At 67.1% G+C, this 20,874-nt stretch carries 21 protein-coding genes; 12 read left to right on the forward strand and 9 right to left on the reverse strand.

Annotation, left to right across the window (positions count from 1 at the left end; all coding sequences use genetic code 11):
- Both AC1DY5_RS06105 and AC1DY5_RS06110 read left to right on the forward strand, forming a co-directional pair.
- Positions 1-1,296, forward strand: a 1,296-nt coding sequence (locus tag AC1DY5_RS06105) for a GMC family oxidoreductase (RefSeq protein WP_478109674.1), incomplete at its 5' end; no start/stop codon positions are given.
- Between the two features lie 22 nt (positions 1,297-1,318).
- On the forward strand, positions 1,319-1,738 hold the full coding sequence (locus tag AC1DY5_RS06110) for a 5-carboxymethyl-2-hydroxymuconate isomerase (RefSeq protein WP_478109676.1): 420 nt from the start codon (positions 1,319-1,321) through the stop codon (positions 1,736-1,738).
- 176 nt (positions 1,739-1,914) lie between these two features.
- Here AC1DY5_RS06110 and AC1DY5_RS06115 read toward each other — a convergent pair whose 3' ends face one another.
- Positions 1,915-2,904: a Bug family tripartite tricarboxylate transporter substrate binding protein gene (locus AC1DY5_RS06115; protein WP_478109677.1), complete on the reverse strand. Its 990-nt coding sequence runs from the start codon at positions 2,902-2,904 to the stop codon at positions 1,915-1,917.
- 34 nt (positions 2,905-2,938) lie between these two features.
- A complete protein-coding gene (locus AC1DY5_RS06120) occupies positions 2,939-4,006 on the reverse strand; it encodes an amidohydrolase family protein (RefSeq protein WP_478109679.1) in 1,068 nt (355 codons plus the stop codon).
- A 234-nt stretch (positions 4,007-4,240) separates the two neighbouring features.
- Here AC1DY5_RS06120 and AC1DY5_RS06125 point away from each other — a divergent pair, with 234 nt between their 5' ends.
- The 3 genes from AC1DY5_RS06125 to AC1DY5_RS06135 all read left to right on the forward strand — a co-directional run bounded on the left by AC1DY5_RS06125 (position 4,241) and on the right by AC1DY5_RS06135 (position 7,794).
- Entirely contained in the window at positions 4,241-5,149 is a 909-nt protein-coding gene (locus AC1DY5_RS06125) for an NAD(P)-dependent oxidoreductase (RefSeq protein WP_478109681.1), read from the forward strand.
- Positions 5,150-5,153: 4 nt separating this feature from the next.
- Positions 5,154-6,311, forward strand: coding sequence for an iron-containing alcohol dehydrogenase family protein (locus AC1DY5_RS06130; protein WP_478109683.1), 1,158 nt, complete (start codon positions 5,154-5,156; stop codon positions 6,309-6,311).
- Positions 6,312-6,492: 181 nt separating this feature from the next.
- Positions 6,493-7,794 (forward strand): TAXI family TRAP transporter solute-binding subunit, encoded by a 1,302-nt coding sequence (locus AC1DY5_RS06135; RefSeq protein ID WP_478109685.1) that lies wholly within the window; start codon positions 6,493-6,495, stop codon positions 7,792-7,794.
- 26 nt (positions 7,795-7,820) lie between these two features.
- Here the strand turns inward: AC1DY5_RS06135 and AC1DY5_RS06140 are convergent, their stop codons facing one another.
- The 5 genes from AC1DY5_RS06140 to AC1DY5_RS06160 form a co-directional block, all read right to left on the reverse strand.
- Positions 7,821-8,159 (reverse strand): hypothetical protein, encoded by a 339-nt coding sequence (locus AC1DY5_RS06140; protein WP_478109687.1) that lies wholly within the window; start codon positions 8,157-8,159, stop codon positions 7,821-7,823.
- Positions 8,160-8,163: 4 nt separating this feature from the next.
- Complete coding sequence (locus AC1DY5_RS06145) at positions 8,164-9,135, reverse strand: Bug family tripartite tricarboxylate transporter substrate binding protein (protein WP_478109689.1); 972 nt, start codon at positions 9,133-9,135, stop codon at positions 8,164-8,166.
- 68 nt (positions 9,136-9,203) lie between these two features.
- Positions 9,204-11,024 carry an NAD(P)-dependent oxidoreductase gene (locus AC1DY5_RS06150; RefSeq protein WP_478109691.1) on the reverse strand — a complete coding sequence of 607 codons (1,821 nt, stop codon included), beginning with the start codon at positions 11,022-11,024 and terminating at the stop codon, positions 9,204-9,206.
- A gap of 17 nt (positions 11,025-11,041) precedes the next feature.
- Complete coding sequence (locus tag AC1DY5_RS06155; protein ID WP_478109694.1) at positions 11,042-11,368, reverse strand: carboxymuconolactone decarboxylase family protein; 327 nt, start codon at positions 11,366-11,368, stop codon at positions 11,042-11,044.
- A gap of 210 nt (positions 11,369-11,578) precedes the next feature.
- A complete protein-coding gene (locus AC1DY5_RS06160) occupies positions 11,579-12,589 on the reverse strand; it encodes a Bug family tripartite tricarboxylate transporter substrate binding protein (RefSeq protein ID WP_478109696.1) in 1,011 nt (336 codons plus the stop codon).
- A 149-nt stretch (positions 12,590-12,738) separates the two neighbouring features.
- Here AC1DY5_RS06160 and AC1DY5_RS06165 point away from each other — a divergent pair, with 149 nt between their 5' ends.
- The 5 genes from AC1DY5_RS06165 (at position 12,739) to AC1DY5_RS06185 (ending at position 17,284) form a co-directional block, all read left to right on the forward strand.
- Positions 12,739-13,644 (forward strand): NAD(P)-dependent oxidoreductase, encoded by a 906-nt coding sequence (locus AC1DY5_RS06165; protein ID WP_478109698.1) that lies wholly within the window; start codon positions 12,739-12,741, stop codon positions 13,642-13,644.
- Between the two features lie 191 nt (positions 13,645-13,835).
- Positions 13,836-14,228 carry a cupin domain-containing protein gene (locus tag AC1DY5_RS06170; protein WP_478109700.1) on the forward strand — a complete coding sequence of 131 codons (393 nt, stop codon included), beginning with the start codon at positions 13,836-13,838 and terminating at the stop codon, positions 14,226-14,228.
- 20 nt (positions 14,229-14,248) lie between these two features.
- Positions 14,249-15,460, forward strand: a complete 1,212-nt coding sequence (locus AC1DY5_RS06175; RefSeq protein ID WP_478109702.1) for an ABC transporter substrate-binding protein — start codon at positions 14,249-14,251, stop codon at positions 15,458-15,460.
- Positions 15,461-15,590: 130 nt separating this feature from the next.
- Positions 15,591-16,562, forward strand: a complete 972-nt coding sequence (locus tag AC1DY5_RS06180; RefSeq protein WP_478109704.1) for a Bug family tripartite tricarboxylate transporter substrate binding protein — start codon at positions 15,591-15,593, stop codon at positions 16,560-16,562.
- Positions 16,559-17,284, forward strand: a complete 726-nt coding sequence (locus tag AC1DY5_RS06185; RefSeq protein WP_478109706.1) for an alpha/beta fold hydrolase — start codon at positions 16,559-16,561, stop codon at positions 17,282-17,284. The genes AC1DY5_RS06180 and AC1DY5_RS06185 overlap by 4 nt, the downstream gene beginning before the upstream one ends.
- Here the strand turns inward: AC1DY5_RS06185 and AC1DY5_RS06190 are convergent.
- Complete coding sequence (locus tag AC1DY5_RS06190) at positions 17,256-17,651, reverse strand: carboxymuconolactone decarboxylase family protein (protein WP_478109708.1); 396 nt, start codon at positions 17,649-17,651, stop codon at positions 17,256-17,258. The two genes, AC1DY5_RS06185 and AC1DY5_RS06190, sit on opposite strands and share 29 nt — an antisense overlap.
- A 2-nt stretch (positions 17,652-17,653) precedes the next feature.
- Positions 17,654-18,412, reverse strand: a complete 759-nt coding sequence (locus AC1DY5_RS06195) for an SDR family NAD(P)-dependent oxidoreductase (protein WP_478109709.1) — start codon at positions 18,410-18,412, stop codon at positions 17,654-17,656.
- Positions 18,413-18,694: 282 nt separating this feature from the next.
- On the opposite strand from AC1DY5_RS06195, the gene AC1DY5_RS06200 reads away from it, so the two are divergent.
- Together AC1DY5_RS06200 and AC1DY5_RS06205 are read left to right on the forward strand one after the other, a co-directional pair.
- Positions 18,695-19,666, forward strand: a complete 972-nt coding sequence (locus AC1DY5_RS06200) for a Bug family tripartite tricarboxylate transporter substrate binding protein (RefSeq protein WP_478109711.1) — start codon at positions 18,695-18,697, stop codon at positions 19,664-19,666.
- 35 nt (positions 19,667-19,701) lie between these two features.
- Positions 19,702-20,859 carry an MFS transporter gene (locus tag AC1DY5_RS06205; RefSeq protein WP_478109723.1) on the forward strand — a complete coding sequence of 386 codons (1,158 nt, stop codon included), beginning with the start codon at positions 19,702-19,704 and terminating at the stop codon, positions 20,857-20,859.
- Positions 20,860-20,874: the final 15 nt, after the last annotated feature.

Consider the following 20,874-nt stretch of genomic DNA (forward strand, 5'->3'; position numbering starts at 1 on the left):
GAATGCGACGGACCCCTGCACGGCAAGCAGGGGCGCATCCCGGTCACCCGCGTCCCGCGCGAGCATTGGACGGGCCTGTCGCGCGCCTTCGCCGAGGCATGCGGCGAAGCCGGCTACCCGTACCTCCCCGACCAGAACGGCGAGTTCGTCGAAGGCTACTTTCCCGTCGCCTTCAACAACCAGGACGAACGCCGCGTCTCGGCAGCCATGGGCTATCTGGACGCCGATGTCCGCCGCCGGCCCAACCTGACCATCATGACCGGCACGCACGTGACGTGGCTGCTGTTCGAAGGCACGCGCTGCGTGGGCGTGAAAGCACTGGTGGACGGGCAGGAACAAGAATTCCGCGGACACGAAGTCATCCTGTCCTGCGGCGCCATCCACACGCCCGCGCACCTGCTGCGCGCGGGCATCGGGCCGGTGGAACACCTGCGGGAGATGGGGATCGCGGTGCTTGCCGCCAGCGAAGGTGTCGGCCGCGGCCTCATGGACCATCCGTCCATCGGCCTCTCGTCCTTCTGCCTTCCCGGCGGGCGCATGAACGGCCTGACCCGGCGCCACTTCCAGGTCGCGCTGCGCTATTCCTCCGGCCTGGCCRGCGTGCCGGCCGGCGACATGTTCTGCGCCGCGCTGAGCAAGTCGGCCTGGCATGCCGTCGGCCAGCGCATCGCCTCGATGCTCCTGTTCGTCAACAAGACCTACTCCGAAGCGGGACAGGTCCGGCTCGCCTCGCCCGACCCGTTGGCCGAGCCCGCCGTCGCCTTCAACCTGTTGTCGGACCCGCGCGACCTCCAGCGGCTGATGGACGGGTTCCGCAAGGCAGCCGTCATGCAGGCGAGCGCAGCGCTGCGCGCGGTGACCGACAAGCCCTTTCCGAGCGCCTTCTCGGAGCGGGTGCGCAACATCAGCCAGATCACGGTGAAGAACCGCATTCTCACCACCCTCGGTGCCGCGCTGATGGACGGGCCCGCGCCGTTGCGCCATTACATGATCGACAACTTCGTCGTCGACGGCTTCACCTTGGAGCAGCTCCTGCGCGACGACCAAGCGCTGGAGGCTTTCGTGCGCAAGGAAGCCATCGGCGTGTGGCACGCCTCCTGCTCATGCCGCATGGGCGCGGAGGACGACCCGCTGGCCGTGCTGGACCCCCAGGGTCGTGTCAGGGGCGTGCAGGCGCTGCGCGTGGTCGATGCCTCCATCTTCCCGGTGGTGCCCTGCGCCAATACCAACTTTCCGACCATGATGGCGGCGGAAAAAATCGCCGACGCCATGCTGGCCTCCCCAGCGAGCCGCTGAACCAAGAACCCAAGGAAAATTCATGCCCCATCTCGTCATCCAGCACACACCCAACATCGAAGCCGATTTCAACGGCCTGTGCCTCCGCCTGCTCGAAACCCTGCTATCCATTCGCGACGAGAAAGGCCAGCAGGTCTTCCCCGAGGGCGGGACTCGCGTGATGACCTATCCCGCCACGCACTTTGCCGTCGGTGACGGCAAGGGCAACTACGGGTTCATGTATCTCAACCTGCGGATCTTCGAAGGGCGAGGTGCTGCGGTGGTCGGTGAGACTGGAGACAAGCTGATGGCCGTGCTCAAGGACGACATGGAGGCGGCGCGCACGGCGGTGCCCATGGGCATCACGCTGAACATCGAGGAAACGCCGAAGGAGAAGCCTGGGACGGTGGTGTTGTCGTATGAGGGGTTTCACAACAATTTGCGCGCCGTGTTTGGACAGTAGCGGGTTCGGAGGCCCGGTGCCCTCACCCCCCCTCTCCCGGAGGGAGAGGGGGTCATACAGGCTCGCTCGCAAGCAACAGCCAAGGGCAACTCTTCAGTCTTGTTCCCTCTCCCTCCGGGAGAGGGTAGGGTGAGGGCACCGGGCCTGTCCACGGCCCAGCGCTCAAAGTCCCCTTCTTAGTCCGGCAACTTCACCGTCTTCCCAATAACCCGCCAAGTCGCCAACTGCGCATCCACGAACTGCCGGAAACTCGCCGGCGTGCCGACCGTCGGTTCGGCATTGAGGGTATTGCGCACACGGTTCTCGACATCCGGCATCGCCGACGTCTTGTTGATCGCGTCGCTCAGTTTCGCCACCACGTCCGGCGCCATGCCGGCCGGGCCGACGATGCTGATGAAGGTGTGGGGATCGAGGGCACCGAGGTTCTTCATGCCCGCTTCCGGCAGGGCCTGGACGTCGGGCAGGTAGGGCAGGCGCTTCTCGCTGGTCACTGCGATGGCCCGGATCTGGCCGGCCTTCACGGCCTGCACGGTGTTGAGCGTGGTCATGATGCCCACGTGCACGCTGCCGCCCATGACTTCGCGGATCACGTCGGAATCGGACTTGTAGGGCACATGCGTCATCTTCAGGCCGGTCGCGCTCATGAGCGCCTCCGCGGCCAGGTGGCCGGCCGTGCCCAGGCCCGCCGAGCCGTAGTTGAGCTTGCCCGGGTTCGCGGCGTCATACGCCACCAGTTCCTTGATGTTGTGGATGGGCAGGGCCGGGCTCACGAAGATCACGCCCGGGTTAGTGACGGCGATGCCGACCAGTGTGAAGTCCTTCAGCGGGTCATAGGGCAGGCCAGGACGCAGCGCGGGGTTCTGCACCAGCGAGCTGCCGGTGGCTGCGTACAGGGTGTAGCCATCGGGCGGCGAAGCCATCAACGCGCGGATGCCCGTGATCTGGTTGGCGCCGGGCTTGTTGTCGATGATCACCGGGGTGTTCAGCACCTCGGACATCTTCTGGCCATAGAGCCGCGCGATCGAATCGGCGGTGCCGCCGGCGCCGAAGGCGACGATGATCTTGATGGGCCGCGAGGGATAGGGCTGTGCCCAGGCGGGCAGGGCGAGCAGGGCGGCGACGCCGAGCAAGGCGGCGCGGCGAGTCAGGCGGAATAAGGTGGTCATGGTATGTCTTGTCTCCAGGGAAGTTGATGCGTCGTCAGTCCAGCCGATAGACCCGCTTGGCGGTGCCGGCAAAGAGCTTTCGTTTCTCATCGGGCGAGCAGCCGGCGGTGAGCCGCTTGAACATGTTCCAGGTCGCGCCGTAGGTGACGCCGGCTTTCTCGACGGGGAAGTTGGACGAGACCATGCAGCGGTCGGCGCCGAAGAGTTCGATGCAGTCCTCGATGTAGGGCCGCCAGAGCGCGGCCAGCTGCTCGGAGGTGGGCGGCGCGTCCGCCTGGCTGAAATCGAAGTTGCCTAGGCACATCAGCAATCCGCCCATCTTGACGGTGACGTTGGGGCATCGCGCGAGTTCCTTCATGCCGGCCAGCCAGTCGGCGTGCACCTGCGGGTCCTTGCCCGCGTACGAGCCGATGCCGAGCGGGCTGGCGGTGTGGATCACCACGATGCTGGCGTCCGGATGCGCTTGCGCGAGCGACACGACTTCCGGCAGTTGCGGATGGAAGATGCTGGCGTCGAACGACAAGCCCATCTTCGTCAGCAGCGCCATGCCGCGGCGAAACTCCGGCGTCAGGAACAGGCCGCGCGTACCGGCCCGCACCGGGCCGGCGACGATGGGGTCCGCATCCCACTTGGCGCGCTGGCGGATGCCGCGCAACCGGCCGTTGGCGGCCTCCCGGTGGGCCTCGAGCGTTTCGCGCACCAGCCCCTCGTCCAGCGTCAGGTCCGCGTAGGCGACGATGCCGGCGCCGCCGCGCGCCTGGGTGTACTTGCCGCTGGCCGCCATGGCCGCCATTCCTACGGCGAACTCCGTTTCGCCGACGGGCTTGAGGTGCTCCGGACCGCCTGCGCGGTACATCGCATTGCATTCGATGAAGACCGTGGCCTCGATGTTGTGGCCGGACTCTGCGGCGTCGCGCGCAAACTCCTCGACGAAGTAGCGRTAGCCGCTCTTGTGATGCCAGAAGTGCAGGTGCGGGTCGACGATGGGCAGCTCGGGCTCGAGTGCCGGCTCGGGCTTCGCCCGGGCCAGCCACTCCTCGTTCGGACGCTGTGTTTCGCTGAAGATGGAGGGGGTCGTTGAGGGTGTTGCGGTGGCGTTCATGCCCACACAATTGCAAGAGCTGTGCCCCGCACCGGCGGCCTTGTGCCACGGGAATTCCGGCCTCCCGCGTGTCCTGCGTGCGGACACGTGTTTGCGCGGCGGACGTTGATGGCGCGGCAGCAGTCATCTCGCCAGAAAATCGGCCCCAAAGAGGGCGCAACCCTGCTGGCATCGTGCTTGCACTCTTGCTCCTGACGTGAAACACAACGCCTTAGCCGGCAATCAGGAGATGCAATGAGCAAGCAAGCAAGAGAGCAAACCGTCGCCTTCGTGGGCCTCGGAATGATGGGCGGACCGATGGCCGACAACCTGTTGAAGAAGGGCCATCCGCTGGTGGTCTACGACATCGACAAGACGAAGATCCAGCGATTCGTCGAGCAAGGCGCGCTCGCGGCCACCGGCCCGGCCGATGCCGCACGCCAGGCGGGCATCGTCATCTGCATGGTGGACACGACGGCACAGGCCGAGGAAGTGATCGCAGGTCCCGACGGCTTCATCCACACGGTCCAGTCCGGCGATGTGGTCATCAGCATGAGCACCATCGACCTGATGGCCCTGCGGCGTCTTCATCCGAAGCTCGCGGCCAAGGGCGTCGAGCTGATCGATTCGCCGGTCACCGGCATGGAGAAGGGCGCGAAGGAAGGGACGCTCAACGCCTACGTCGGCGGCGACGCGGCTGCCCTGGAGAAGGTGCGGCCCGTGCTGCAGTCCATGGCCACCAAGATCACGCACTTCGGCGCCATCGGCCAGGGCCTGGCGATGAAGCTGATCAACAACATGTTGTTCCAGGTCAACCGCGTGTTGATCATCGAAGCCCTGGCGCTCGGCGCCAAGGCGGGCCTGGACCCCGAGCAGATGTTCGAGACCATCAGCGGCACCACCGGCAACAGCGTGGCCTTCCAGTATTCGGCGCCGCGCATCCTGAGACGCGAATTCGACGGCATCCGCATGGACATCACGTTCAAGGACGTCGAACTGCAGACCTTGCTCGCCAAGTCGCTGGGGATGCCGATGTTCATGGCCAACACGGCGTTGCAGGTCTACCAGATGGCCCGGGCGCAGGGCCTGGGCGACAAGGACGGCGTGGCCGTCGTGCAGATGTACGAGCAATGGACGGGCGTGCCCGTCGAAGGACGCAAGTGAGGCCATGACAAGTCCCGCACCCGGTTTCCAGCACCTCGCGAGCGAGCTGCGCCTGTATTGCGGCGAGGGCAGCCTTGCCGCGCTCGCCAAGGAGCTCAAGCGCAGCGGCTGCAAGCGCGCCGTCGTGGTGAGCGGCCGTTCGGTCGGCGCCTCGCCCGCGATGGACCTGCTGCGCACCGTACTCGGCCCCAAGCTGGTCGGCGAGAGCCAGTCGGTGCGCCCGAACAGCCCGGTGCCGTCGGTGGAGGATGCTGCGCGCGTGCTGCGCGAGCAGGAGGCCGATGCGGTCATCGCCATCGGCGGCGGCTCGGCCGCCGTCACGGCCCGCGCCGCCGCCATCCTGCTGGCCGAGCAGCGCCCGGCGCAGGAGCTCTGCACGCGGCGCCTGCCCAATGGCCAGTTCGACAGCCCGCGGCTGGACGCGCCCAAGCTGCCGCAGTTCGTCATCCCCACGACGCCGAGCACGGCCTTCGTGAAGGCGGGCAGTGCGGTTCACGATGTCGACACCGGCCAGCGGCTGGCGCTGTTCGATCCCAAGACGCGCGCGAAGGCGCTGTTCCTGCATCCGGAGTTCCTGCGCACGGCGCCGGCGGACCTGGTGCTGGGCGCCACCCTCAACACGCTGTCGACGGCGGTGGAGGCGCTGGAGTCGCCCCATTGCGATCCGTTCTCGGAGGCGATGCTGATGCATGCGCTGCGGCTCGTGTCGCGCCACCTGGGCCGCATGGCGCCCGAGGACATTCCGGCGCGCGAATACCTCGTCACGGCCGCGGTGCTGTGCGGCCGCGGCACCGAGCAGGCCGGCGGCGGGCTGGCCTCGGTGCTTGCGCATGCCATCGGGCACCGCGCCCATGTGTCCAACGGCATCGTCAACGCGATCGTGCTGCCGCACACGATGCGCTTCAATGCGCCGGCGACGCAGGCGACCAGCGCGCGCATCGCCGACAGCCTGGGCCAGGCGCAGGCGGAGGCCGCGGCCGACGTGCTCGCATCGCTGCTGGCACCGCTGCCCATCCCGCATCGCCTGCGCGAGCTCGGATTGGCCCAGGATGACCTCGATGCCATCACGACCGCGGCGATGTCGGACTTTTTCATCAGCCGCAGCCCGCGGCGCGTGCAGGGCGCGGCGGACGTGCGCGACATCCTCGACGCGGCTTGGTAACGTGAACCCCTGCCGGTCTTGTACAGTGCTTCCAGATCGTGGTGAGCATTGGCGCAGGCCCGCCGGTTGAGTGAGGGCTGCGGCCACGGCTTGCTAATGTAGCCATCGAGGGTCTATGCGCTCGAGAACAAATCCGCTTCGGACCCGGCTGGCACAGGCGTTCGCCAAAAGAGTCGAGGCTGTGAAGACCTGGCACAGCTCGTGGAAACCGCCTGTGGTCGTGATCCTCTGGGTGGCGCTTGTTCTTGGCGCTTCATATGCCGCATTCAAGTTTGTGGATCCACTGCCCCCGCATCGCTTCTCGATGGCAGCGGGCATTGCACGAACCTCCTACGATGATTTTGCGAGGCAGTACGCACGGACCCTTGCACGCAATGGTGTCGCGCTGGACGTGCGCAACTTCGCCGGCGGGGTGGAGCATTTCGATGCATTGCGCGATCCCGCCTCGGGTGTGCAAGCGGCCATCACGACCTTCGGCTTCACGGTGCCGCAAGATGTGCAAACCCTTTTTTCGCTGGGCGGGATTTCCGATTCGCCGATCTTCATCTTCTACAGGAGCGAAGAGCCCATCCAGCAATTCGCTCAACTGCGCGGCAAGCGCCTGTCCGCCGGGATGCCGACAACCACCTTGCGGCCGCTCATGCTGCAGGTCCTGGAGGCCACTGGCGGATTCGATGCCTCGACGCGCCTGGTCGATCTGGACTATGCCGAGTCCGTCGAAGCACTGATCACGGGCAAGATCGACGCCGCCATGCTTCCCATGCAACTGGGCGACCCTCTTCTGCAGCGAGCGTTCGATGCCCCTGGCGTCCGATTGATGAACGTGTCGCAGGCAGAAGCTCTCTCCAAGACCATCCCCGGCCTGAAGCACGTCGTGCTGTGGCGAGGAATCATCAGCTTGAGCCGTGACATTCCCGCTTCGGACTTCGACCTTCTTGCGATCCGCAACAGGGTGCTGGTCCGAAAGGACCTTCACCCCGCCTTGCAGTACCTGCTCCTGCAAGCGATGCGCGAGCTTCATTGGCGGTCCGGTCCTTTCAATCGGCTCGGCGAGTTTCCCGCGGAGCAGCCGGGCGACTTGCCGTTGTCGCCCACGGCAGAAGCGTTCTACCGCTCGGGTCCGACGCTCTGGCAGCGCTACACCTCCTACTGGCTCTCTTCGCTGCTCAACCGGATCGTTTTCTTCGTGCTTCCGTTTCTTGCCGTGCTGGTCCCGGTCATCGGGTTCGCACCTCGTTTCTACAGGTGGCTCCATGTGCGCCGTATCGATGAGCTTCACCGAGCGCTGGGAAACCTGGCGCGCGCGATCGATCAAAGCGGCGATCCATCCCTGCTCGCCGAACACCAGGCACGCATGGCCGACATCGAATTCGCAGTGCAATCGTTAAAGGTAGCGCGCCCGTTCGAGGTCGACCTGCACCGCCTCAGGATTCATCTGCGGATGGTCCAGGAGGACATGAGGCAAAAAGCGGCGGCAGCTTGACTTGCGGGCAAGCGACCTGCGCAACGTCACACGGAGGAGCGCACGACCTCCGCGTGCGCTTCGCGGAGCCAGTCCAGCGCACGCGCCGCTTCGCAGGCCAGCAGCGAGACCCCCACCCCCGCCAGCAGGAGGGCTTCCAGTTGGGCGAGGGACATCGACTGGGCCATCGCCCGCATCGCATGGACCTTGAACGGCAGCTCGTGGCCGCGCAAGGCCAGCTGCATGGCGAGCACGGTTTCGCAGGTGGCCGCGTCGACGCCCGGTGCGGGCATGACCATCGCGCGCATCTCATTGTAGCGCGCGATGGCCTGCGGGTTCACTTCCGCCAGCCGGGCGCTGGAAGGCTTGAGGTCGGTTGTGTTCACGGCCTCATTCCGTCTTGATGTTGTTGTCCTTGACGACGCGGTTCCAGCGCACCGTCTCCTCGCGGATGTACTTGCCGAAGGCCGCCGCGCTGCGGACTTCGACCATCAGTCCAAGCCCGCCGAGGCGCTCGCGCATCGCCGGGTCGTCGGAGGCCTTGGCGAAGGCCTTGGCCAGCCGGTCAGTGACGTCGGGCGGGGTGTTCGCTGGGACCATGAAGCCGTACCACACCGCCGGCTTGAAGTCCGCGATGCCCAGTTCGGCCATGGTCGGCACCTCGGGCAGGCTCGGCAGGCGCCGCTCGGAGGTGACGCCCAGCACGCGGATCATGCCGGACTTGGCCATCTGCATGCCTTCCAGGCTGGAGACGAACATGAAGTGGATGCGGCCCGCGGCCACGTCCTGGATGGCCGGCCCGACGCCGCGGTAGGGCACGTGGGTGCCGGTGATGCCGAGGTCGCGGATGAAGCGCGCAGGCGCAAGGTGGCCGAGCGAACCGATGCCGCCCGAGGCATAGCTGGCACCGCCGGGCGAGGCCTTCGCCGTGGCCGCCAGGTCCGCAAGGGACCGGATGTTCGAGCTCGCCGGCACGGCCAGCAGCAGCGGCACCGCGCCCACGCCGATCACGGGCGTGAAATCGCGCTCCAGGGCATAGGGCAGGTTGGCCTGCAGGCTGCCCACGATCACGGCATTGGGGGTCAACTGAAGGATCGTGTAGCCGTCCGGCTTGGCGCCGGCCGCCGCCTGGGTGCCGATGACGGTGTTGCCGCCCGATCGGTTGTCGACGACGACGGGTTGGCCGAGGTCGGCCTGTATCTTCTCGGCGAAGGCGCGGCCCAGGATGTCGCTGGAGCCGCCGGCAGGGAAGGGCACGATGAGCTTGAGCGGGCGCGAAGGGAAGCTGGCCTGCGCCATCGCGGCAGTGGCGACGCAGGCCGCGCCGGCCAGGGCGAGCGCGGCCCGCAGGAGTCTATTCATGGGTGTCTTTCGCACGTGCTTCTCTTCCGGTCCGGCAGGGCCGGCATAAGTCAGTTTCAAGTTCATGTTCATGCTCCCGCGAAGCTCACGCCGGCCATGGCCTCGTAGATGCGCCGCATCTCATCGAGATTGGCGGTGCCGCCGAACTGGTTGGCACCGGCCTCGAACAGCGCGCGCACCTCGCTCGCGATGAGCATCGGCGCGCCGCAGTCCGCCGCCATGCGGCCCGCGAGCTTCAGGTCCTTGGCCATCAGCGCCAACTGGAAGTCGGCTGTGGTCTTGCCTTCGGACAGCGTAGGCAGGATGCGCTCGGAGGCGCCGCTCCAGCCCGTGCTCTTGTTGATGACGGTCGCCATGTCCGCCAGCTTCAGGCCGTACTTGACGCCCAGCGCCGCCGCCTCGTAGGTAAGCACGCGGTTGCAGGACGCGACCGTGTTCTGGATCAACTTGGCCACGTGGCCGTTGCCGACGGGGCCGCAATACACGGTGTTCGGGCTGATGCTTTCCAGGATGGGACGCACCTTGGCATACGCCTCGGCCGGGCCACCGGCGATGATGGCGATCGTGCCGGCCACCGCGCCGCGCGGGCCGCCGGAGACCGGCGCATCCACCAGCGACACGCCCATCTTGTCCAACCCAGCGGCGATCTCGCGCGTGACAGTCGGATCGCCCGTGGTCTGGTCCACGACGATCTTGCCGGGCGCCAGGCCTTCGGCGAGGCCGCCCTTGCCGAACACGACCTCGCGCACGATCGCCGAGGTCGGCACGCAGACGAAGATCACGTCGCAGTCGCGCGCGAGGGAGGGCAGGTCGTCGGCGGCCTGAGCGCCTTCCGCGGCAAAGCCTTGCGCAACCCCCGGTTGCGCGTCGTACACGCGCATCGTGCGCGAGAGCATCAGGCGCCGCGCGAGCGCGCCGCCCATGGAGCCCAGGCCCACGTAGCCCACGCGCAAGTCCCTGGCATCGCCGGAAGAGGCCGGCTGGGTTGCGGCGCCCCCCGCATCGTCGGCGATGCGAGTGGCCGCCATCGATTCGATGAGGCCCAGCACTTCCTCGAGCTGCGCCTTGGCGCCCAGCTGGCTCACGCCGATCTGCAGCAGCGCCCGCACGGCGCTCGTGACCGGCGTGGGGGCGCCGGCATCCATGCCCAGCGCGATGGCCTGGTTCATGTCCTTGAGCATCAGCGACATCGCGAAGCTGGAGGCCGAGGCCTTGCCGTCCACCATGTTCTGCAGCATGAGCTTCGACGTGCGGTTGCGGCCCGACCCCTTGTTGACGACGTCCGTGATCGCGGCCAGCGACAGGCCCATCTTGCGGCCCATCGCCACCACTTCCAGGGTCGCCAGCCGGCAGCCCGCGCTCAGCACGTTGTTCACGAGCTTCATCGCCTGGCCGTCGCCCACGCGCGTGCCGCAGCGAAACACGTTGGGGCTGATGGCGATGAGGACGGGCAGCGCCTTCTCGTAAATGGCGTCCGGCCCGGACGCCATGATGCTGATGGTGCCGCCCGCCGCACCGGCGACGCCGCCGGACACCGGGGCATCGATCATGTCCACGCCGCGCTCGGCCAGGCGCTGCGCGATCTCGCGCGTTTCGCCGGGAACGCCACTGGTCTGGTCGATCACGAGCTTGCCGGGCGCGAGGCCCTCGGCCAGTCCGCCAAGCCCGAACACCAGTTGGCGCACGTCGGCGCTGCGCGGCAGGCACAGCAGCACCACCTCGCACTGGCGCGCGAGTTCCGCCGCGCTGGGCGCGGCCGATGCGCCGCGTTTCTCGAAAGCGGCGACCGACGCGCCGTTGAGGTCCCACAGCACGAGCTTGTGCGCGGGCAGCAACCTGCCGGCCAGCGCGCTGCCCATGGCACCGAGGCCGATGTAGCCGATTTGCATGGGGGCGTGCTCCGCGCTTACTTCGGGTCGGCTTCGAACAGGTCCAGCGCGCCCTTGCCGGCGGCCAGGCCCGCGGGCCAGCCGGCGTAGAAGGTCACCTGCACGACCAGGCCGCGCAGTTCGTCGAGCGTGATGCCGGCTTCGACGCCGCGGCGCATCCATACCTTGAGTTCGTCGACCTTGCCGCCGGCCGCCAGCACGCCGAGCGTCACCAGGATGCGATCGCGGTAGGCCAGTTCCGGCTGCTTCCACACATCGCCCAGCAGCACCTCCTCGCGGATTTTGGCCAGTTGGGGAACGTTCTTGTAGACGCGGGCGGAATCGGAAGTGGAGGTGGGTTGCATGTGTCGGGTCCTTGATGAGATGCGGTTGGGATTCACGGTGGGGTGCAAGACATGTGCCCGTCGCTGCAGCGCCGAAATCATTGAAAACCGGCCGGCGCCATGTCGTGTCTGCGTACATGTGTCTGCCGCGGCGACGCTTCTGCCAACTGCGTGGGCACGACACGGCGAGTGCGGGCGCCGCCAGCCTTGCCGGCGTGCGCCTTCGACGCTTTACTCGATGACGATGTTCCGCTCGCGCAGCAGCCGGCCGTACCGCAGGTACTCCGCCGCCACGAACTTTTCGAACAACTCCGGGCTGGGCATGGCGGAGGCCATCGCGGAGGCCTTCTGGAAGCCCGCCTTCACATCGCTGCCCCCCACCGCCTTGACGAGCGCTGCGTTGATCTTCTGGATCACAGGGGCCGGTGTGTTCGCGGGCGCGAAGACACCCAGCCAATTGGTCACGACCAGCCCCGGGGCCTGTTCGTTGGCGGTCGGCACGTCCGGCAGTGCAGCAAGGCGCTTCTCGGACGTGACCAACGCGATGCGCACCCGGCCCTCCTGATGCATCTGCAGGAACACGCCCACGTCACCCACGGTGGCGTCGATGTGGCCCGCGATCGTGTCCGTCATCGCAGGTACGGCACCCTTGTACGGCACGTTGAGAAAGTTGCAGCCCGTCTCCTTGGCGACCATTTCCACCACCAGGTGGGACACGCTGCCGACCAGGGGCAAGCCCATCTTGATCGGCCGCGTCTTCGACAGGGCCACGAGGTCTTTCAGGCTCTTCACCTCGAGTTTTGGGTTGACCGCGATCGCCAGCGGCGAGCTGGATATGGTGTTGATTGCCTTCAGATCCGTCAGCGGGTTGAAGTTGATCTTCGGCATGGCCTGCGGCGCGACGATGATGGGGCTCGGCGTACCCAGGAGCAGCGTGTAGCCGTCCGCGGGCGACTTGGCGACGTATTCCGTGCAGATGACGCCAGCGGCTCCAGGCTTGTTCTCGACCAGCACTGTTGTGCCCAGCAGAGTGCCGAGCGTCGGCGCCACCAGGCGGGCGCCATAGTCGATCGATCCGCCCGGTGTCGCGCCGATCATGATCCGGATCGGCTTGGACGGGAAGTCGTCCGCGAACGCAAGGCCGGACACCGAGCTTGCGGCGAGCAGTCCGAGCAAGTCGCGGCGCGAGAAATGCATTTCACGACCGGCAGGTGCGGCGGCACCAAGGCTGAATTTCGACATGGTTGTCTCCTGAGTAATCGGGGCATTGGCCCGGCGAACCGATGCGGCCGAAGCGCAAGTCGCGTGCCCGGCGTGCAGCAGGAAAACCCGGATCAGGATGGATGCTCAGCGCCGGTCCGAGGGCGGCACGTTGCTTGCGATGCACGGGCATGAACACACCTCGAACCAGAGAAAACACGATCGGATTCATCGGCCTCGGGGTCATGGGCGGCGCCATGTGCGGCAACCTGCTGAAGGCAGGGCACACGTTGGTCGTCCACGATCTCGACCGGGCCAAGGTCGACAAGGCCATCGCCCTCGGGGCGCAAGCCGGCGACGGCCCGGCGGACGTCGCGCGCCGGGCGGCCAAGGTGATCTCCATGGTCGACACGACCGCGCAGGCCGAGGAAGTCATCGTCGGTCCCGGTGGGCTGATCGAGGGCGCGGAGTCCGGCGACCTCATCATCAGCATGAGCACCATCGACCCGATGGCGCTGCGGCGGCTGCATGACAAGGTCGCCGAGAAAGGCGTTGCCTTCATCGACGCGCCGGTCAGCGGCATGGGCAGCGGCGCGGTGGACAAGACACTCAAGTGCTTCGTCGGCGGCGACGCGGCCGCCCTGGAGCGTGCCAGCCCGATCCTGAAGGAAATGACGGCGGAGATCACGCACATCGGCGGCGTGGGCCAGGGTGCGGCGATGAAGCTGGTCAACAACCTCATCTACCAAGTTGCCCGCGTGACCATCGCCGAGGCCCTGGTGCTGGGCACGAAGGCCGGCATTTCTCCGAAGCAGCTGTTCTCCGTGCTCGGCAGGGCCAGCGCCAACAGCGTGGCCTTCCAGACCGCCGGCAGCCGCATGCTGGAGCGCAACTTCGTCGGCAGCCGCCTGGACAGCACCTTCAAGGACATGGAACTGCAGATTCAACTCGGCAAGGCGCTGAAGGTGCCGATGTTCATGACCACCATCGCCCAGCAGGTTTGCGAGTTGGGGCGGGGAGCCGGGCTGGGCAGCGAGGACGGCGCTGCGATCGTGAAGGTCTACGAGGAATTCGCGAAGGTCAACCTGGGCGAGTGAGGCCTCGGAGGTTTCGCGTCGACGCGGCGGGCGTGGCATGCAGGGCCCGCCGCTGGCAGCGCGGGATGTGTGGGCCGTGGACATGTGTCCGCGCCGCAGACGCTCGTGCAGCCCGCGCGATCACCCCCAGCGCAGTCAGCGCCCGGTGCCTGCAGAGAGGCGCTGGCATCCCAGTTGCAAGGACTCTTTTCATGAACGACACACCCACATTCACCCACACCATTCTCGAAACCGGCCCTGACGGGCGTTCGCTCTTCCGCGAAGAGACCGTGGCGATGAAAGAGGCCAATCCCATGCTGTTCCTTTCGGCGGCGCTGCCCGGAGGCCATGTGGTGCTGCGCCAGAGCCCGCCTGGCTACCGCATGGATTTCCATCCGACGGTGAGTCCCCAATGGACCTTCGTGCTCAGTGGCCGGCTCGAGATCGGCCTGCCGGATGGCACGAGCCGCGTGTTTGGCGCGGGCGACGTCCTCTATGCCACGGACACCACGCCACCAGGGGTCAGCTTCGATCCGAAAGTGCATGGCCACAACAGCCGCACCGTCGGCGACGAGCCGCTGGTGGCGGTGCTGGTGCGCGCCTGATCGATGAAAAAGGAAGAGACATGAAACCACGGCAGGCAATCCAGCTGGTGGCAGCCTCGATCTGCGCCACCGCCCTCGGTTCGTCGCATGCGCAGATCTCCGATGACGTCGTAAAGATCGGCGTCATCGTGGACAAGTCCGGCGTGTACTCCGCGAACGGGGGCGTGGGCGTGGTCCGGGCGGTCGAGATGGCCGTCAAGGATTTTGGGGGCAAAGCCCAGGGCAAGCCGATCCAGGTCATCTCGGCCGACTACCAGAACAAGGTCGATGTCGCGGCTTCCAAGGTGCGCGAGTGGTTCGATGTCGACAAGGTGGATGCGGTCATCGAGTCGACGGATTCTGCCGCCGCGATCGCCATGCAGCGGATCGCCGCGGAGAAGAAGAAGCCGATCATCTTCGCGGGCTCCGCCACCACGGCCCTCACGAACAAGGAGTGCTCGGCCTACGGCATCCATTGGGTCTACGACACTTACGCGCTGGCGACAGGGACCGGCCGCGCGGTGGTCCGGGACGGGGGCGACAGCTGGTACTTCGTTACCGCGGATTATGCGTTCGGCAACGCACTCGAGGCCGACACCACTGCGGTCGTGAAGTCCATGGGCGGCAAGGTCGTCGGCACGGCAAAGCATCCGCTCAATGCATCTGACTTTGCGTCGTTCCTGCTGCAGGCGCAGAACTCAGGTGCGAAGGTCGTAGGCCTGGCCAACGCCGGCAAGGACACGCAGAACGCCATACGCCAGGCGAACGAGTTCGCCATCACCGCCAAGCAGACCTTGGCCGCACTGCTTGTCTTCGACACGGATATCAAGGGGCTCGGTCTGAAGGCGGCGCAGGGAATGGTCTATACGACGGCCTTCTACTGGGACCAGACCCCGGAAACGCGTGAATTCTCAAATCGCTTCCACGCGATCCACAAGGCGATGCCGACGATGATCCACGCCGGCGCCTATTCCGCTGCGATGCACTACCTGAAGTCCATCGACGCGCGCAAGACGGATGCGGCCGAGGCCGTTCTCGAACAGATGCGCCAGACGCCCGTCAACGACTTCTTCGCCACGAATGGCGTGATCCGCAAGGACGGACGGATGGTGCACGACATGTACCTCGCGCAGGTCAAGACGCCGTCGGAATCCAAGGGCGAGTGGGACATCGCGAAGATCAAGAGCACGATCCCGGGCGACCAGGCCTTTGCACCGATCAGCGCAAGCAGCTGTCCGTTGGCCAAGGGCTGAGGCATGCGTGGGACACACTCTCCACGGCGCAGGCCGGGGAGGTGACGCTGGACCGAAAGGCCTCATCAACGAAAAGGCTGGCGCTGCAGTTTCCTGTCATCCGCCATTCGACAACTTGTGGACACGAATCATGAACGCAGTATCCCGGCGCGCGGCTTGCGCGTGGACCCTCTTGCTGGCCGGCGCATGGGGAGCGGCGGCCGCCGAACCCTTCCCCGTCAAGCCGATCCGCATCATCCTGCCCTCGGCCCCCGGCGGCGCGCTGGACATCACCACGCGGCTGGTGGCGCAGAAGATGGGGGAGAAGCTGGGCCAGTCGATCGTGGTGGACAACCGCCCGGGGGGCGACACGCTGCTCGGGACGCGCCTGGCGAAGGACGCGCCCGCCGACGGCTACACCCTCCTGGCCCAGGCCAACGGCTTCACCGCGCTGCCGGCCCTGAAGCTGGAGCCCGGGTACGACCCCATCAAGCACTTCACTGCCATCGGGCCCATGCTCCGATCGGCCCAGGTGATGTGGACCGGCACCGAGCAGCCCGACCGCGGGGTGGCGGACTTCGTCGCCCGCGCCAAGGCAAATCCCGGCAAGCTGAACTACGCGCATGGAGGCCTGGGTTGGCCGCTGCACCTGGGTGCGGCCCAGTTCGTCTCGCAGACCGGCATCGACGTGCCCGCCGTGCCTTACAAGGGCTCCGGCGCGGCACTGCCGGACGTCGCTTCGGGCCGGGTCGAGGTGCTGTTCGCCGGCTATTCAGGAGGCGCACCGTACCTGCAGGGAGGCAAGCTCAAGCCGCTGGGCGTCACCGGCACCCAGCGCCTCGCGGCGCTGCCGGACGTGCCGACCTTCAAGGAGCAGGGCGTAGCTTTCACCTACTACTTCTGGCTCGGCCTGCTCGCGCCCGCAGGCACGCCGAAGGAGGCAGTCCAGAAGCTGGCTGAGGCCCTGAAGTACGCCACCAGCAGCAAGGAACTGACCGAGCGCTTCCGCGCCGAAGGCTCCGAGCCGATGCCCGCTTCGCCCGAGGAGTTCAACGCCTACCTCGCGAAGGAAGTGGCGGACACGGCCCGCCTGATGCGGGATCAGAAGGTGCAGAAGGAATGATGCTTGCGATGACGCCGAAGAACTACGTGCTGGTCCACGGCGCCTACCACGGTGCCTGGTGCTGGAAGGATGTCGCGGCCGGCCTGCGGGCGCTGGGCCACCGGGTCGCCACGCCGACATGGACGGGGCTCGGCGAGCGCTCGCACCTGCTGAAGTTCGGACCGACCCTGGAGACCTTCATCGAGGATGTCGCGCAGGTGATCCGCTACGAAGACCTCGAGGACGTGGTGCTGGTGGGACACAGCTTCGCCGGCTCGGTGGTCTCGGCACTCGCCGACCGCATGCCGCAGCGCTTGCGCCACCTGGTGTACCTCGATGCGCTCGTACTGCGCTCCGGCGAATCGTCCGCGAGCCGCTCGCCCGAGCGCATCGCCGCCTATCGCGCGCGCGCGATGGCCTCGGACGACCCGCTGGGCATTCCCCCGGCCGACCCGGCGCACTTCGGCATCACCGATCCGCACCAGGCGGCCTGGCTGCAGCCCAAGCTCACGCCGCATCCGCTGCAAAGCTACTACGACCCGCTGCACTTGCAGCACCCGTTGGGCAACGGCCTGCCGGCCACCTACATCGCTTGCACCGAGCCCTACTTCGCCAGCACTGCGCTGTCGCGCGAGATCGCGAAGGCAACGCCGGGTTGGACCTGCCTGGAGATCCCGACGGCGCACGACGCGATGGTGCTCATGCCGCGCGAGCTCACCGCCATGCTGGCCGCGATCGGCTGAAGGGTCTGCATGCAGGGTGCTGCATGCAGGGTGGCGTGGCTACTTCCCGTCGTCCTCGAGCAGGCCCAGCGCCGCCTTGCCCGCGCACAGGCCGGCGGGCCAGCCGGCATAGAAGGGTCACCTGCACCACCAGGCCGCGCAATTCGTCCGGTGTGATGCCGGCGTCGACGCCGCGCGCCATCCAGATCTTCAGTTCGTCCAGCTTGCCGCCCGCGGCCAGCACGCCGCAAGTGACCAGGATGCGGTCGCGGTAGGACAGCTCCGGCTGCTTCCACACATCGCCGAGCAGCACGTCGCTGCGGATGCGTGCCAGCTGCGGGACGGCGGCGTAGACGCGCGCGCCTTCGGAATCGGGTTGGTGGCTCATGGTCAATGTCCCTTCCCTGCCGTGAAACCGCCGTCGGCGGGAATCACGGCGCCAGTGACGAAGCTCGCCTCGTCGGACGCCAGGAACAGGATCACCGAGGCGATCTCTTCCGGCTTGCCCGCGCGGCCCATGGGCATGGAGTGCGCGATCCGCTCCGCATCCTCGGGCTTCTCGAAGTAGGAGGCCGTCATGGGCGTGTAGATCATGCCGGGACACACGACATTGACGCGAATGCCGTGCGGCGCGAGATCGATGGCCATCTCGCGCGTCAGGCCGACCACCGCGTGCTTCGAGGCCACATACACGGGGCGGTTGATGATGCCGATGATGCCGGCGGTGGATGCGACGTTCACGATCGCCGCCGGCCGCTGCGCGGCCCGCACCTTGCGCACGAAGGCCTGCGCGGTATTGAACACGCCTTCGCTGTTGACGGACATCACCCGCCGCCAGCGCTCGGGCGGCAGTTCCTCCAGGCTGTGCGTGTCGCGGATGCCGGCGCTGTTGACCAGCACGTCCAGGGTACCGAAGCGGGCGAGGGCGGCGTCGATGCAGGCGTGCACCTGCGCCGAATCGCTCACGTCCAGCGCGACCGCGAGGCTGCGCTCGGGGCCGAGCTCGGCCGCAATGCGGTCGGCACCGGCCGCATCGGCATCGACGATCACGACCGCCGCGCCCTCGGCGTGGGCCTGGCGGACGGTGGCCTCGCCGATGCCGCTGGCGCCGCCGGTGACGATGACGGTACGGTTGTCGAATCTGCCCATGGACTGTCTCCTGAAGCTGGTGTCGGTGTTCGTTTCAGTCAGCAAACCCCATGCCACGAGCCATCGGCGTGACGGCGGCACAATGGCCTCGCGCGTGTGTCCGCGCTGAGGACAGGTGTGCACACCAGGGACGCTTCATGGCCTTGCCGGATGCAGGCGGCACGCCACAACCCACGACACACCCACGAATTGGCGCGATTCGGGCATGGCATTCGATTTGCTCCCGGATCTCCTCGACCCTCGTGCACCTTCGAGCGCGAGTCTTCCATTGGAGTCCATGAATTGAAGCCCCGAATCATCTACACGCTGCTCGCGCTGGGCATGGCATTCGCCGCATCCGCCGCGGCGGCCGACGACGCCTTCCCGTCACGCCCCATCCGCATCGTTGTGAACACGGCACCGGGTGGCCTGACCGACATCACGAGCCGCCTGGTGGCCCAAAAGATGGGCGAGAAGCTGGGCCAGTCGGTGATCATCGACAACAAGGCCGGCGCCGATGGCCTGCTGGGCATCCGCTACGTGAAGACCCAGCCCGCCGACGGCTACACGCTGCTCGGCGCGGCCGGCACCGTGGCCATCCAGCCCGCGGTCAAGCTGGATCCCGGCTACGACCTCGTCAAGGACTTCGCCGGCGTCGGGCCGATGGTGCGCTCGCCGGTGCTGATGGTCGAGGGGACGGGCCAGCCGGACAAGACGCTGGCCGACTTCATCGCGCGCGCCAAGGCGGGGCCCGACCAGTTGACTTACGCCTCGGCCGGCGTGGGCACTACGACCCACCTGGGCGCCGCTCTGTTCTTGCAGCAGGCGGGCCTCAAGGTGATGCACGTGCCCTACAAGGGCAATGGCGCCGCGATGACGGACGTGATCGCCGGCCGCGTGACCATGATCTTCGAAGCCTACGGGAGCGGAGCGGGCAAGGTGAAGGCGGGCCAGCTGAAGGCCTTGGCCGTGAGTTCGACCCAGCGCCTGCCCGGCCTGCCGGACGTTCCGACCATGGCGGAGCAGGGCGTGCCGGGCTACAGCTACTACCTATGGCTCGGCCTGCTGGCGCCGGCGGGCACGCCCAAGGACGTGCTGGCCAAGCTGTCGGAGGCACTGCATTTCGCGTTGAACAGCAAGGAGATGAAGGATCGCATGCGCGACGACGGCTCGGAGCCGATGATCATGTCGCCCGACGAATACAACGAGTTCCTCAAGCGTGACGCGGCGCAGATGCAGAAGCTGGTCAACGAGCTCGGCATTCAGAAGCAGTAAGACTCCAGGTGCCATCCCCTCGCAGCGCCCGGGAACTGCGCGCAGCCATCGCGCCCGTCATCGCCACGCACATCTGCCTGCATGCGGCGATGACGGGCGCCCGCATGGCCGCACCGCTGTTCGCGCTGAGCCATGGCTACGGGAATGCGGCGGCCGGCGTGCTCGTCGCGCTGTTCGCACTCACCCAGATCTTCCTCTCGCTGCCTGCCGGACGCTTCGCCGACCGCCACGGCTTCAAGAAGCCGATGCGGCTGGCCATGGTCGCCACCGCGCTGGGCGTGGGCCTGGCGGCGGTCTGGCCGGTCTATCCGGTCCTGTGCCTCACGGCGCTGCTGTGCGGCGGCGCTGTCGGCGCGGCGACCATCGCGATGCAACGGCACGTCGGACGCATGGCGGCAGGGCCCGCCCAACTTCGCGAGGCGTTCTCCTGGGTGTCCATCGCCCCGGCCGCGTCGAACTTCCTGGGGCCGTTCACGGCCGGCCTGATGATCGACCACGGCGGCTACCGCGCGGCCTTCGCGATGCTCGCTGCCATGCCCGTGGTGGCATGGGTGCTGTTGCAACGCGTGCATGAAGCGCCGATCGAAGCCGCGCCCGCCGCGCAGAAGTCGCCCGCCTGGGACCTGCTGCGCGATCCGGGCCTGCGGCGCCTGATGCTGATGAACTGGTTCATGAATTCCTCCTGGGACCTGCATGGCTTCATGGTGCCGCTGCTGGGCCATGAGCGAGGCCTGCCGGCCTCGTTGATCGGCAGCATCCTCGGCGCGTTCGCCATCGCCGCGGCCATCGTGCGGCTCATGATTCCGGTCATCGCCCGCCGGGTGCGCGAATGGGTGCTGATCACCGGCGCCACCGCGGTGGCCGGCCTGATGTTCCTGCTCTATCCCTTCACGCAGTCCGCGGCCATGATGGGCCTGTGCTCCATCATGATCGGCGCGGCCCTCGGTCTCGTGCAGCCGATGGTCATGAGCATGCTGCACCAGATCACGCCCAAGCATCGCCATGGCGAAGCGCTTGCCGTGCGGCTGATCCTGATCAACCTGTCGAGCGTGGGCATGCCCATGCTCTTCGGCGCCGTGGGCGGGCTGCTGGGCGCGAGCGGCGTGTTCTGGGCCATGGGGGCGATCGTGGGCCTGGGCAGCCACCTGGGGAGGGGACTGCGCGGCATTGAAAATAGCTCCCCGCCAGGCTAGCGCACTGCGCGCCCG

It is taken from the genome of Variovorax sp. P4_D9 (genome assembly GCF_056401695.1).

What these genes read in the sequence shown, in the direction of transcription:
- AC1DY5_RS06110 (WP_478109676.1), top strand. Translation starts at nt 1,319, where the DNA reads ATGCCCCATCTCGTCATCCAGCACACACCCAACATCGAAGCCGATTTC.
- AC1DY5_RS06115 (WP_478109677.1), bottom strand. Translation starts at nt 2,904, where the DNA reads ATGACCACCTTATTCCGCCTGACTCGCCGCGCCGCCTTGCTCGGCGTC.
- AC1DY5_RS06125 (WP_478109681.1), top strand. Translation starts at nt 4,241, where the DNA reads ATGAGCAAGCAAGCAAGAGAGCAAACCGTCGCCTTCGTGGGCCTCGGA.
- AC1DY5_RS06130 (WP_478109683.1), top strand. Translation starts at nt 5,154, where the DNA reads ATGACAAGTCCCGCACCCGGTTTCCAGCACCTCGCGAGCGAGCTGCGC.
- AC1DY5_RS06145 (WP_478109689.1), bottom strand. Translation starts at nt 9,135, where the DNA reads ATGAATAGACTCCTGCGGGCCGCGCTCGCCCTGGCCGGCGCGGCCTGC.
- AC1DY5_RS06150 (WP_478109691.1), bottom strand. Translation starts at nt 11,024, where the DNA reads ATGCAAATCGGCTACATCGGCCTCGGTGCCATGGGCAGCGCGCTGGCC.
- AC1DY5_RS06155 (WP_478109694.1), bottom strand. Translation starts at nt 11,368, where the DNA reads ATGCAACCCACCTCCACTTCCGATTCCGCCCGCGTCTACAAGAACGTT.
- AC1DY5_RS06160 (WP_478109696.1), bottom strand. Translation starts at nt 12,589, where the DNA reads ATGTCGAAATTCAGCCTTGGTGCCGCCGCACCTGCCGGTCGTGAAATG.
- AC1DY5_RS06165 (WP_478109698.1), top strand. Translation starts at nt 12,739, where the DNA reads ATGAACACACCTCGAACCAGAGAAAACACGATCGGATTCATCGGCCTC.
- AC1DY5_RS06170 (WP_478109700.1), top strand. Translation starts at nt 13,836, where the DNA reads ATGAACGACACACCCACATTCACCCACACCATTCTCGAAACCGGCCCT.
- AC1DY5_RS06175 (WP_478109702.1), top strand. Translation starts at nt 14,249, where the DNA reads ATGAAACCACGGCAGGCAATCCAGCTGGTGGCAGCCTCGATCTGCGCC.
- AC1DY5_RS06180 (WP_478109704.1), top strand. Translation starts at nt 15,591, where the DNA reads ATGAACGCAGTATCCCGGCGCGCGGCTTGCGCGTGGACCCTCTTGCTG.
- AC1DY5_RS06185 (WP_478109706.1), top strand. Translation starts at nt 16,559, where the DNA reads ATGATGCTTGCGATGACGCCGAAGAACTACGTGCTGGTCCACGGCGCC.
- AC1DY5_RS06190 (WP_478109708.1), bottom strand. Translation starts at nt 17,651, where the DNA reads ATGAGCCACCAACCCGATTCCGAAGGCGCGCGCGTCTACGCCGCCGTC.
- AC1DY5_RS06195 (WP_478109709.1), bottom strand. Translation starts at nt 18,412, where the DNA reads ATGGGCAGATTCGACAACCGTACCGTCATCGTCACCGGCGGCGCCAGC.